The sequence below is a fragment of the Paraglaciecola marina genome, assembly GCF_004360155.1.
Taxonomy (GTDB): Bacteria; Pseudomonadota; Gammaproteobacteria; order Enterobacterales; family Alteromonadaceae; genus Paraglaciecola; species Paraglaciecola marina.
Map to the genome: position 1 here is coordinate 44,602 of NZ_SAIS01000004.1, position 12,300 is coordinate 56,901.

Annotated in this window: 12 protein-coding genes; 7 read left to right on the forward strand and 5 right to left on the reverse strand. The window is 38.4% G+C overall.

Features of this window, described 5'->3' with window-relative positions; all coding sequences use genetic code 11:
- Positions 1 to 86 precede the first annotated feature (86 nt).
- Genes dapF through EOK74_RS09590 form a run of 4 tightly spaced genes read left to right on the forward strand, consistent with a single transcriptional unit; the run spans position 87 to position 3,276 of the window.
- Positions 87 to 917 (forward strand): diaminopimelate epimerase, encoded by an 831-nt coding sequence (gene dapF, locus EOK74_RS09575; protein WP_133469785.1) that lies wholly within the window; start codon positions 87 to 89, stop codon positions 915 to 917.
- Positions 914 to 1,612 (forward strand): DUF484 family protein, encoded by a 699-nt coding sequence (locus tag EOK74_RS09580; RefSeq protein ID WP_133469786.1) that lies wholly within the window; start codon positions 914 to 916, stop codon positions 1,610 to 1,612. The genes dapF and EOK74_RS09580 overlap by 4 nt, the downstream gene beginning before the upstream one ends.
- A gap of 14 nt (positions 1,613 to 1,626) precedes the next feature.
- Positions 1,627 to 2,520, forward strand: coding sequence for a tyrosine recombinase XerC (locus EOK74_RS09585; protein ID WP_133469787.1), 894 nt, complete (start codon positions 1,627 to 1,629; stop codon positions 2,518 to 2,520).
- Positions 2,521 to 2,559: 39 nt separating this feature from the next.
- Positions 2,560 to 3,276, forward strand: a complete 717-nt coding sequence (locus EOK74_RS09590) for an HAD-IA family hydrolase (RefSeq protein WP_133469788.1) — start codon at positions 2,560 to 2,562, stop codon at positions 3,274 to 3,276.
- A 37-nt stretch (positions 3,277 to 3,313) separates the two neighbouring features.
- Here the strand turns inward: EOK74_RS09590 and cysE are convergent, their stop codons facing one another.
- Complete coding sequence (gene cysE, locus EOK74_RS09595) at positions 3,314 to 4,093, reverse strand: serine O-acetyltransferase (protein ID WP_133469789.1); 780 nt, start codon at positions 4,091 to 4,093, stop codon at positions 3,314 to 3,316.
- Positions 4,094 to 4,322: 229 nt separating this feature from the next.
- On the opposite strand from cysE, the gene uvrD reads away from it, so the two are divergent.
- The gene (uvrD, locus tag EOK74_RS09600; RefSeq protein ID WP_133469790.1) at positions 4,323 to 6,491 is read left to right on the forward strand and encodes a DNA helicase II; all 2,169 of its coding nucleotides are present in this window, start codon (positions 4,323 to 4,325) and stop codon (positions 6,489 to 6,491) included.
- Positions 6,492 to 6,499: 8 nt separating this feature from the next.
- Positions 6,500 to 7,738: a GGDEF domain-containing response regulator gene (locus EOK74_RS09605; protein WP_133469791.1), complete on the forward strand. Its 1,239-nt coding sequence runs from the start codon at positions 6,500 to 6,502 to the stop codon at positions 7,736 to 7,738.
- Here EOK74_RS09605 and rarD read toward each other — a convergent pair.
- The 4 genes from rarD to EOK74_RS21190 form a co-directional block, all read right to left on the reverse strand.
- On the reverse strand, positions 7,735 to 8,625 hold the full coding sequence (gene rarD / locus EOK74_RS09610) for an EamA family transporter RarD (protein WP_133469792.1): 891 nt from the start codon (positions 8,623 to 8,625) through the stop codon (positions 7,735 to 7,737). The genes EOK74_RS09605 and rarD overlap by 4 nt on opposite strands.
- Before the next feature lie 127 nt (positions 8,626 to 8,752).
- The gene (locus EOK74_RS09615; protein WP_133469793.1) at positions 8,753 to 9,682 is read right to left on the reverse strand and encodes a GGDEF domain-containing response regulator; all 930 of its coding nucleotides are present in this window, start codon (positions 9,680 to 9,682) and stop codon (positions 8,753 to 8,755) included.
- A 202-nt stretch (positions 9,683 to 9,884) separates the two neighbouring features.
- Entirely contained in the window at positions 9,885 to 10,040 is a 156-nt protein-coding gene (locus EOK74_RS21035; RefSeq protein WP_239024086.1) for a hotdog domain-containing protein, read from the reverse strand.
- A 27-nt stretch (positions 10,041 to 10,067) separates the two neighbouring features.
- Complete coding sequence (locus tag EOK74_RS21190) at positions 10,068 to 10,202, reverse strand: hotdog family protein (RefSeq protein ID WP_275404688.1); 135 nt, start codon at positions 10,200 to 10,202, stop codon at positions 10,068 to 10,070.
- 245 nt (positions 10,203 to 10,447) lie between these two features.
- Here EOK74_RS21190 and recQ point away from each other — a divergent pair, with 245 nt between their 5' ends.
- Positions 10,448 to 12,277, forward strand: coding sequence for a DNA helicase RecQ (gene recQ, locus EOK74_RS09625; protein ID WP_133469794.1), 1,830 nt, complete (start codon positions 10,448 to 10,450; stop codon positions 12,275 to 12,277).
- The last annotated feature ends 23 nt before the right edge of the window (positions 12,278 to 12,300 follow it).

Consider the following 12,300-nt stretch of genomic DNA (forward strand, 5'->3'; position numbering starts at 1 on the left):
CTTTATATGAAATGATATAACTGTGAGCAACGAATCTAACGACCTGCTTAAAGCGGTTAGATAACAATTTTAGCTAAGTAATTACAATGCAAATCCAGTTTTCAAAGATGCATGGTCTGGGCAATGATTTTATGGTCATTGACAACGTCACCCAGAATGTTTTCTTTTCAAAAGAGAAAATACAACAGCTCTCAGATAGAAATTTTGGAGTAGGATTCGATCAACTCTTGTTGGTCGAGCCTCCCTATGACCCTGAGCAAGATTTTCATTATAGAATATTCAACGCTGACGGGTCCGAAGTATCACAATGTGGTAATGGCGCTCGATGTTTCGCACGATTTGTCAAAATGAAAGGTTTGATCAATCGTAATAAAATCGTAGTGAGTACCAAAGCGGGGCGTATGGTTTTATATCTTGAAAAAGATGGCCAAGTCACCGTCAATATGGGCGTACCAAAATTCGACCCACAAATAGTGCCCATTAAAGCTAAAAAGCAGGAAAAAATTTATGTACTGCGGGCAGAAGGGCAAACATTTTTTTGTGGTGCCGTCTCTATGGGCAACCCTCATTGTGTATTACTAGTAGACGACGTTCAAAAAGCAGATGTTGAAGGCATGGGGCCTTTACTCGAAAAACATGAAAGGTTTACTGAAGGCGCAAATGTCGGTTTTATGCAAATCATCAACCCAAACCATGTGAAGCTAAGGGTTTATGAGCGTGGAGCAGGTGAAACTCTAGCGTGCGGAAGTGGTGCGTGCGCCGCAGTAGCTATTGGACAAATACACAACAAATTAAGTAAAGATGTTAGAGTAGATTTACCTGGTGGAAGTTTAAAAATACGTTGGCAAGGCAAAGATAATGTCTTGAAAATGACGGGAACAGCTGAACATGTATTTGATGGACATATAAACATATGAGTGAGAGTTTGGAACAATATAAGAACAATACAGACATAAACTCTAATTTTGAGGAACCAGCCACTTTATCCCATGAGTCAGTAGCCACTTACTTACTTGAAAACCCAGATTTTTTTGCACTGTATCCTCATTTAATTGAAAAAATAAATATTCCGCACTCCCTTAAAGGAAGTGTTTCTCTAGTTGAGTTGCAAAGTGAGCAGTTGCGTAAAAAAGTCAGGACATTAAATCATAAACTAAACCAATTGATTTCTATCGCCAAACAGAATGAAGCCATATATCGAGTCTATGCTGACTTAAATCTACGTATCTTAAAATGCAAAGATTTAGATGAAATAAAATTTACCCTAGAAGAAGTTATCCAAGAAAACCTCGAATTATCAGCTGTAACTATTAAGCCATTCAAAGGCCCCCACGCACTTCCTGAAATTCAACGTAGATTATTTATTGAAAAGCGTTTTCAACGTAACCAGTTTTTCTTTGGCCGCTTAAGTGAGCACGAACGTAAATTGTTGTTCAGCGATCAAGAAGCCAACTCAGTGGCATTATTGCTTATTGGTGAAACCGGAGAGCTAGGAATATTAGCAATTGGTAGCAGAGATGCTAGTCATTTTAATCCTGATATGGACACTTTGCTAATCACTCAGTTACAACAGTTTTTAGGTGTGTTATTACCTAAAATGCTTACCTACTAACAGCGCGCATCATTATGTTAGCGCCAAGTTTGCAATCTTGGTTAGACAAATATCTGTTATACCTAAAGTATGAAAAGCACCTTGCAGGTAAGTCTATTGATAGCTACCAAAGGCAGCTTAATGCTGCTTTCGAGAACTTAAATATTGAAAGCTGGGCATTATTTGACACTCATAATGTGCGGCATATTTTAAATCAAGCCAGAAGAAAAGACCTTAACCCCCGTTCAATCGCATTACGGTTATCAGCAATCAGAGGTTTTTGTGCTTTTTTGATTCAACAAAATGTCCTAACTCAAAATCCTGCCACGTCGATTAGCGCTCCTAAGCAAGGTAAACCCTTACCTAAGCAACTAAACGTTGATGAAATGCATCAACTACTCGATATCAAAAATGACGACATACTGGCAATCAGAGATAAAGCTATAATGGAGCTCATGTACAGTTGTGGTTTACGATTGGCAGAATTAGCATCTCTCAACTTGCAAAGTATAGAAGCAGGCTGCCAACTTCGGGTATTAGGCAAAGGTAGCAAAGAGCGCTTACTCCCAATAGGTAAAGTGGCAATGTTAGCAATATCACAATGGTTGAAATTACGACCAGAATTTGCCGATGAGGCTGAACCTGCATTATTTCTAAGTAAACGAAAAAATAGGATCAGCACCCGCCAAGTTGCTAAGCGAATGAAACTATGGGCAGCAAATCAAGATTTAAAACAATCTGTCAATCCCCATAAATTAAGGCATAGTTTTGCAACTCATATATTAGAATCAAGCTCTGATCTAAGAGGTGTTCAAGAGCTTTTAGGCCATGCTAACCTTGCAACGACTCAAGTTTATACTCATTTAAATTTTCAGCACTTAGCAACTGTCTATGACAATGCCCACCCTAGAGCTAAAAAGAATAAATAATGCGCCGTCATACACGTATAGAAGAACCTTTAATCCCGAATGATTTTTTATAAAAAACTAAAAAAAGTTAAGGCTATTACCTTTGACTTAGATGACACCTTGTACAACAACTACCCTATTATCGTGAGAGCAAATCACGCTCTCTTTGCATGGCTAGAAAAAAACTATCCTGAAACTAAAAACATAGATGAATATTTTTGGAAAACCCATCAATTAAATGTCCTAAGAAGCAAGCCAATGTTAAAACATGACATAGGACAATTGCGCTACTCAACGATGCATTCTGGTTTTATACACTTAGGACTATTACCAAAGGAGGCTAAAGAAGCTGCTCAGCATAGTTTTGATTATTTTTATTCTCAGAGGAGTAACTTTTCATTACCCAAAAACATTCATTCTTTATTAGAAGCTCTGTCTGCAAAGCTTCCTCTTGTAGCTATTACTAATGGTAATGTTGATCTCGAACAAATTGGCATAGCGCCTTATTTTTCAAAAACTCTTAAAGCGTCATTAACCTTACCCATGAAGCCTAATAGCGCTATGTTCGAAGCCTCAAAGCAATTTTTAAAGCTGCCAGAGAGTAATATCTTGCATGTGGGAGATGACTTACATAAAGACGTATGGGGCGCATTAAAATCTGGCTATCAAACCGCTTGGTATGCAGAAAATAGATCAATGGCGTTAGTGAACGAACACGCAACGACTATACCTCACATACAACTTGATAAGCTTGAAGAGCTACTTTTACTTATATAAATAGGATATTTAACACTGATTTCAATCTATAAAACATTTAGTCTTCAAGTATATTTTGATTCATGGTTTCGCAGGGGCTTTGACAGGTTGGTTTACCTACTATTTTAGCAGGAATGCCTGCAACAGTAACATGTGCTGGCACATCATTTAATACCACACTACCCGCTCCAACTTTAGCACCTTTACCAATAGTAATGTTACCCAAAATTTTTGCACCGGCACCAATCATTACCCCTTCTTTAATTTTAGGGTGGCGGTCTCCCGCTTCATTACCTGTGCCCCCTAGAGTAACCGATTGCATTACAGATACATTATTTTCAATTACCGCTGTTTCTCCCACAACAATCCCGGTGGCATGATCAAACATGACACCTTGTCCAATACGTGCTGCGGGGTGAATGTCTACCGAGAACACTTCAGAATTACGACTCTGTATAAACAGCGCTAAGTCATGCCTACCAGCTAACCATAATTGATGGGCTAATCTGTGCACTTGAATAGCGTGAAATCCCTTAAAATTCAACAATACAGTTAAATAAGAATGTACTGCTGGGTCACGGTTATACACAGCTTCAACATCACCAACAACTGCCTCAACTATCTCAGGGTGCAATAGATAACTCTGTTCAAACATTTCTCTTAGTGATAAAGATCCCATTACGTCATCCGCTAGCTTAGTGGATAAAATAAAGCTCAATGCGGTTTCGAAATTATGGTGGGCTAAAATACATTTGTGCACATAACTTGCTAATAGCGGCTCTTTGGTCACCAAAGTTTGTGCTTCAGATTTTAAACGCTGCCAAAACTCTATCGTCATTTGCTATTCCTCGGCTCGGGATTTGCTAATACTCACTAGAACCATTTATACAATCAATAATTTCAGTAATTTTCATATTACCAACTTAACACTAAAATAACGATAAACGTGATTTGTAAGACACTACTCAATACAATTGGGACAAATTTACAATTTTATAGTCTAGTGTAATTAAATACAGTATTACTGATATACTAGTCACATAATTTTTTTGACGACATGTAGTGTAATGGACGTATCTCGACTTCTAGACCAATTAAACGATAAACAAAGGGATGCTGTGGCAGCTCCCGCATCTGACATGCTAATTTTAGCAGGTGCCGGTAGTGGTAAAACCCGTGTTTTAGTGCACCGTATTGCCTGGTTAATGGAAGTTGAAAATATTGCACCTTATGGGATTTTAGCAGTAACCTTTACCAATAAAGCCGCCAAAGAAATGCGTGGCAGGGTAGAGCAGCTGCAAGGGTCTGCTCTCAACTCAATGTGGATTGGAACCTTTCATGGTATAGCCCACAGATTACTTCGCACCCATTATGCCGATGTAAATTTACCCGAAAACTTCACTATTCTAGACTCAGATGATCAATATCGATTAGTAAGACGAGTACTTAAAAGTTTAAATCTTGATGAAAAGCACTGGGCACCTAAGCATGTGCAGTGGTATATCAATGGCAATAAAGATGAAGGTTTACGCCCACAACATATTGAGACAAATGGTGATGCTACTCAGCAGAAAATGCGTGAAATTTACCAAACCTATCAGCAAACATGTGACCGGGCAGGTTTAGTAGACTTTGCTGAATTATTACTTAGAGCTCACGAGTTATGGTTAAACAACCCCCACATTTTACAACATTATCAAAAACGCTTTAGAGCGATACTGGTAGACGAGTTTCAAGACACCAACAATATTCAATATGCATGGTTACGATTACTAGCAGCACCCACTAACAATATGATTATTGTGGGAGATGATGACCAATCTATATATGGCTGGCGCGGTGCTAACGTTGAGAACATTCAACACTTTTTAAGAGACTTTAAGGGCGCAAGTACTATTCGCCTAGAGCAAAACTATCGCTCTACAGGCAATATATTAAAAGCTGCAAATGCAGTGATTGATAATAACAGCGGCCGCCTTGGTAAAGAGTTATGGACCGAAGATAGTCAAGGAGAATTAATATCCTTGTATGCGGGATTCAATGAACTTGATGAAGCGCGTTTTAACGTTTCACGAATAAAAGAATGGAGTGACAACGGTAACGCCTTAACTGATTGTGCTATTCTTTATCGAAGTAACGCACAATCTCGGGTTTTGGAAGAAGCTCTACTTCAAGAATCAATTCCGTATAGAATTTACGGGGGATTACGATTCTTTGAACGGCAAGAAATTCGTGATGCACTGAGCTATCTTCGTATTATCAATCAATCTATTGATGATGCGGCCTACGAAAGAATTGTAAACACACCTACCCGAGGTTTAGGAGATAAAACCTTATCCCAAGTAAGAGAGCTAGCACGAGATTCTGAATTATCTATGTGGGATGCCAGTGCCAAAATGTTAGCTGAAAAAAGGCTTAATGGCCGGGCCTCAAATGCTCTCGACGCCTTTATGAAACTCATTAAGCAATTAAGACAAGATATTATTGAATTGCCTTTAGAGCAACAAGCCGACTATGTGATAAAACACTCTGGCCTGTACGCCATGTATAAAGCAGAGAAAGGCGAAAAAGCCCAAGCAAGAATCGAAAACTTAGAAGAACTGGTCACAGCATGTAAACAATTTGTTGTACCAGAAGAAGCTGACAATATGACCCCACTTTCAGCCTTCTTGGCACATGCTTCTTTAGAAGCTGGCGATACCCAAGCCGATAGCCACCAAGACGCAGTACAAATGATGACAATCCATACGGCTAAAGGTTTAGAGTTTCCTTTAGTGTTTATGGTTGGCGTAGAAGAAGGCATGTTTCCAAGCCAAATGAGTAATGAAGAGCCAGGCAAGATAGAAGAAGAACGCAGGCTTTGTTACGTGGGCATGACTAGGGCTATGCAAAAGCTTTATATCACCTACGCTGAAAACAGGCGAGTATACGGGCAAGACAAATACCACACACCATCACGGTTTATTAAAGAAATACCATCAGAACACATAGAAGAAGTAAGACTACGCACGACTATCTCTCGTCCTGTACATAATCGATTTACCTCAGCAACAGGGCATACTACATTTGACTCATCTGCCTTTCAATTAGGAGAAAGAGTTTGCCACCCCAAGTTTGCGGAAGGCACCGTGCTCAATTACGAAGGCTCTGGAGAGCATGCTCGTATTCAAGTCAACTTTGATGACTTTGGTAGTAAATGGCTTGTGATGTCTTTCGCTAAATTGACTAAGGTGTAAAGTAATCAATGCAACATAAAGTTCTAATAGTCGAAAACAACCGAGCAAGTATGGCTGTAATGCAACGTCTTATTTCTGATGCAAATTTACAACCCGTTTGCACCACCAGCTTAGTTGAGGCAAAGCATGTTTTCTCTACTTCAACACCTGAAGAATATTTATGCGCTGTAGTCGACTTTAACCTAGCAGATGCCCCTAACGGAGAAGCAATCGATTTTACAATTGATTCTTTTTTACCCACGATTGTTGTCACTGAAAACCTAGATGAAACCACAAGAAGTATTATTCTTGAAAAGAATATCGTGGATTATATCCCAAAAGAAAATGCCCAAGTTTACGAATACTTAACTCGCTTGTTAAGTCGCTTAGACAAGAATAAAAAAATAGCAGTATTAGTCGCAAATCAATCTAGAAATAGCAGAAATGCTATGACAGCCCTACTTAAACGTCATAACTTCATTACATTTGAAGCCGTAAACTCAGAACAGAGTATTCAGGCTTTGCGCCACAATTCGAATATTCGCCTAGTGATTATTGACGAAAATTTGTCTAGCACCTCTGCAATACAGCTCATTTCAGAGTTACGTCTCACCCATTCTAAAGAAGACTTAGGGATAATTGGCATTACTGCTGATACAACTAGCGGTCTGTCGGCACGATTTATAAAAAGTGGTGCCACAGATTACTTACATAAATCATACTCACACGAAGAATTTTTTTGTAGGGTGATGCAGAATATAGAAAGATTAGAAAACATTGAAACCATTAGACGAGTAGCCAATTCAGATTATTTAACTGGACTACCTAACCGCCGGTATTTTTTTACACGAGTTGAAGCCTTACAAAAAATCAATCCTAAATTAGAAAGTTTAGCGATTGTCGATGTGGATCATTTCAAAAATATAAACGATACCTACGGCCACGATTGTGGTGATTACACCCTCAAAGAAATAGCCAAATTAGTGGCGGACTACTTTTCTGACTACACTGCAGCAAGGTTTGGTGGAGAAGAGTTTTGTGTATATTTTACCAATATCCCTAAAGATGAAGTAGCAGAAACAATTGAAAAATTTCGTCTTGCTATGAGCAATAAAAAGTTAACGTTTGAAAAACAAACTTTGTCTTGTACCGTGAGTATTGGTCTTACCCACAGTAATAGTGCTGGTATAAAAGGAATGATACGTAAAGCTGATGAACTCTTATATACAGCCAAAAACAGTGGGCGCAATAAAGTAGTATCAGATTAAATTTTGGGAGCTTGTTTATATACTCTAAGTAGATCATACACATAAATAATCAAAGCGGCCCAAACACAAATAAAAGTAAAAATCTTGGTACTATCAATTGGTTCTTTATAGACCCCAACAGCCAAAACAAACATGATACTTGGACCTATGTATTGAAAGAAACCTAAAGTGGTATAACGAATACGTCTGGCGGCGGCTGTAAAACATAAAAGTGGTACGGTAGTGATCACTCCTGCCAAAACAATAAGGCTGTTTAACTCAATATCATTGGTTAATAAGTTACTGTGTTCCGGTTGAACTACTATCCAATAGGCGATAGCAAACGGAAACATAAAAAGACTTTCAATAAATAAACCAGGCATTGATTCAACAGCAACTTTCTTGCGCAATAAGCCATAACAGCTAAAGGTTCCAGCTAAAACCAAAGACACCCAAGGAAGTTCGCCATAAGCGACCAAAACGTTCACCACTCCAATAAACACAACTGCAACAGCCACTCCTTGTAATCGGGTCAGTTTTTCTCCTAAAAAGGCCCTAGCTAGTGCCACATTTATGAGTGGATTAATGAAATAACCAAGACTAGATTCTAACAAACGGTCATTATTGATAGCCCAAATAAACACCAACCAGTTAACAGCCAACAAGAACCCGCTAACTAGCAGCGTTTTTAAAATTTTAGGGGCTAGGATAGCGACAATAACTTGACCAAGTTTTCTTCTAGCCAATAACAGAATAAACAATACAGGCACAGACCAAAACACCCTATGCATCATAATCTCTGGGGCTGCCATTTCATTCAATGCTTTAAAATACATGGGGGCCAAGCCCCACATCACATAAGCTGCAATAGCGAATAGCACACCAGATTTAACAGATTTTTGGTTCAAAAATACTTACCGAATAAAAAACAGGATAATTTAGTGGCGCAGTGTGAGTTATGCCAAAAGGAATTGCAATCAAGGGTGGATGAATATTTATTATTCTTTGAACACTAGGGGCAAACTTAACTAACGTCTAGTATTCTTCTGACGCTGAATAACAATTTCTGCCATTTTGTTTAGCTTTAAATAAATGTTTGTCTGCACAATTAAGAAGGTCTATTGGGTTCTTGATTATTCCTTTATTATGTTTAGGCACATAAGCCGTAATGCCAACACTTATTGTCACCATGGGAAAATGAGCATCTTTAGCAGCTTTGATATTTCTATTTCTAATTTTAGAAATTAAACTATCAGCGACTTGAATTGCACCTTCTAAATCTGTAAATGGTAACAATAATACAAACTCCTCGCCCCCGTACCTTGCTGCAAAATCTCTTTCTCGTCTTTTACTTTTAGCAATAATCGATGCCACAGTTTTTAAACATTTGTCACCTTCTAAATGGCCAAACTCGTCATTAAATAATTTAAAGTTATCAATATCAATCAGCAAGATAGCGATTGAATGGTTACCACGAACAGCGGCATACCATTCTTTATTTAGCATAGTGTCTAATTGCATTCTATTGGCTAACCCTGTTAAGCCATCCGTGCAGGATACTTGAGCTAATCTTTTCTGCTGAGCCACCATATTCATATGGTTTTTAATCCTAAATAGTATCGTTTTTGGACGGGCATTTAGGTCTATATAGTCAATTGCACCTATACTTAAACACGCTTCCTCTTCATCAGCCGTTGCATTTGGAGTAAGTAAAACTATTGGGATATGAGATGTTAAACGATTGTCTTTTACGAATGTACATAACTCTTGACCGCTAATCATTGGCGCGTGCACTTTGCTCAACACTAAATCTATATCTTTTAATAAGATACTTTGTAGCCCAGCTTTTCCATCATGAGCAACCTCAATATTAAACAATTGAGCGAACAGGGACGTAAGTGTTGAAATATTCACAACATCATCATCAATAATCAGCAATGTAAGATTTTGTTGAAAAACCGTCATAACTTCCCTGAAATTTAATCTACAAGCTACCGATCACGATTGACTGATAATAGATTAACTAAATGCTCACCTGCATATTGTCTAAATATTCAGCAACAATAAAGTGTTTTCTTTTTAAAAAAGAGACGAGGTTTTCATTCAACCGCCTGCCCGTCTGATAACTTTCTAGCATAAATATATTATTACGCTATTTTTCAAAGCCTTAGATAACATAGGCAGCTGTACCAGTTGCTATATGCATACCTGATTGATTATGTAAGTTCATTTTGCAGACAGCGACTTTATTTCCTTTACGTATTACTTCAGCTGATGCAATAGACTTACCTCCTTTACTTGGGCGCAAGTAATCTGCCCTCATATCCAAAGTGCCACCATTAGCTAACTGTTAATAATACTGTGTGCTCTCGACTTTAGTTTGTAAATCATCTACCCCAAATATTAACACTGCTAAATTACCTAGCGTATCTAAAACAGCTGCGGTTACACCACCATGTAAGATTTTATGAACAGGATTACCCATTGATCTATCACCTCATTGAAGGATAATTTTTACTTTATCTCATTCAACATACTCAACCTCAAATCCTCATGATTGAACGGCATTTTAGTATTGAAGAAACTGATAACTGAGGCTCGCAATTCTTCTGTTGTCATGTTCTTCATCCCGCGCTCATAAACTCAAAGTGCTTTTTTAAGTGATAGCAAGTGAACACTCAGTTAAAAACACGTAAACTTGCTAGATAAATTATTCCCATTGAGAAATCTTTGTCTGAGCAAGCACCTAATCACTCTCCATCATCAATTAATCCCTTAGACAAAGCGAGAGAGATTTTAAAAAATACTTTTGGATATGACCAATTTAGAGACGGTCAATCTGAAGTCATCTCTAGGGTGCTAGATAAACAAGACTGCTTAGTTTTAATGCCTACTGGCGGTGGCAAATCTCTTTGCTATCAAATACCTGCTTTACTACTGCCGGGACTAACCATAGTAGTATCCCCCCTTATCTCATTAATGAAAGACCAAGTTGACGGACTATTAACCTATGGAGTCAATGCCGCATACATTAACTCTAATCTATCATACGAGGACATTTTCAAGATATATAAAGGGATGCAGGACAACCAATACACGTTAATTTATGTAGCACCAGAAAGATTAATGCAACTGGAGTTTATTACACGCTTAAAAGGCTTATGCATCAGTTTAATTGCGGTAGACGAAGCCCACTGCGTATCCCATTGGGGCCATGATTTTAGAAAAGACTACCGGCTACTAGGGCAACTTAAAAACCACTTTCCTGACGTACCGGTTATGGGTCTAACAGCAACAGCAGACCTTGCAACACGTGCTGATATAAGTTTGCAACTTAACTTAAATTCCCCATTTATTTTTAAAGGCAGTTTCGACCGCCCTAATATTCGCTATAACCAAGTCACAAAATATAAAGCAACTGATCAAGTAATTAGCTTTGTAAAGCAGCAAGAAGGCAGCGGAATAATTTATTGTAATAGTCGCAGCAAAGTAGACGACTTGGCTATGGCTCTTGCACGTAAGGGTATTAACAGCGCGGGTTATCATGCGGGTTTAGAACCCAATATTCGAGATATTATTCAAAGAGATTTTATTCAAGATAAAATCGATATCATAGTAGCTACTGTTGCATTTGGAATGGGTATAGATAAATCTAATGTGCGGTTTGTATTGCATTTTGATTTACCAAGAAGCATTGAATCTTACTACCAAGAAATTGGCAGAGCTGGCCGAGATGGAATGCCTGCTGAAGCTCTATTATTATTTGATGAAAAAGACACAAGTCGAATTAAACAATGGATATCCAGTGGTGAAAACCCAGAACGTAATGCTATCGAATTACAGAAATTTGCAGCAATGGAAGCCTTTGGAGAAGCACAAACTTGTCGTAGACAAGTATTGCTCAACTACTTTGCAGAATATTCAGCGGGGCATTGTGGTAACTGCGATATTTGCTTAGACCCCCCTAAGGCGTTTGAGGGTACAGTTGAAGCACAAAAGGTCCTATCGTGTATCCTCAGACTAAAACAAAGCGTTGCTAGCCAATATTTAATTGATGTTTTGCGGGGCAAACAATTAAAAAAAATAATTGAACAACAACATAATGAACTGAGTACTTTTGCTATAGGTAAGGATAAATCTGATGCCTACTGGCATAATATTATAAACCAATTGATACATAGGGGATTTATTAGGGTCGACATAACACAGAATGCGGTGCTGAAATTAACCGAAGAAGCCAGACCCATCCTTCAAAAATCTCAGGATGTACAATTAGCAGTGCCTAGGCTTGATATGAACTTTGGCAACCAAAAATCTTGGCAAACTCCCGACTACGATAGAGCCTTATTCGCCAAGCTTAAACATTTACGTAAGAAAATCGCAGAGCAAGACGACGTGCCACCCTTTGTGGTATTCAGTGATGCAAGCTTAGCCGACATGGCTAATAAATGCCCTGAGTCTGAAGTCGAGTTTTTAGATATCCATGGCGTAGGGCAAACAAAGCTAAGCCGTTATGGTGAGCGATTCATTTCTACTATTTCGGCACATCTTAATAAGTAAATGGTCTACATACTTTCGCCTCT

Coding starts and splice junctions, on each gene's coding strand:
- dapF (WP_133469785.1), top strand. CDS start 87: ATGCAAATCCAGTTTTCAAAGATGCATGGTCTGGGCAATGATTTTATG.
- EOK74_RS09580 (WP_133469786.1), top strand. CDS start 914: ATGAGTGAGAGTTTGGAACAATATAAGAACAATACAGACATAAACTCT.
- EOK74_RS09585 (WP_133469787.1), top strand. CDS start 1,627: ATGTTAGCGCCAAGTTTGCAATCTTGGTTAGACAAATATCTGTTATAC.
- EOK74_RS09590 (WP_133469788.1), top strand. CDS start 2,560: ATGATTTTTTATAAAAAACTAAAAAAAGTTAAGGCTATTACCTTTGAC.
- cysE (WP_133469789.1), bottom strand. CDS start 4,093: ATGACGATAGAGTTTTGGCAGCGTTTAAAATCTGAAGCACAAACTTTG.
- uvrD (WP_133469790.1), top strand. CDS start 4,323: ATGGACGTATCTCGACTTCTAGACCAATTAAACGATAAACAAAGGGAT.
- EOK74_RS09605 (WP_133469791.1), top strand. CDS start 6,500: ATGCAACATAAAGTTCTAATAGTCGAAAACAACCGAGCAAGTATGGCT.
- EOK74_RS09615 (WP_133469793.1), bottom strand. CDS start 9,682: ATGACGGTTTTTCAACAAAATCTTACATTGCTGATTATTGATGATGAT.
- EOK74_RS21035 (WP_239024086.1), bottom strand. CDS start 10,040: ATGAGGGCAGATTACTTGCGCCCAAGTAAAGGAGGTAAGTCTATTGCA.
- EOK74_RS21190 (WP_275404688.1), bottom strand. CDS start 10,202: ATGGGTAATCCTGTTCATAAAATCTTACATGGTGGTGTAACCGCAGCT.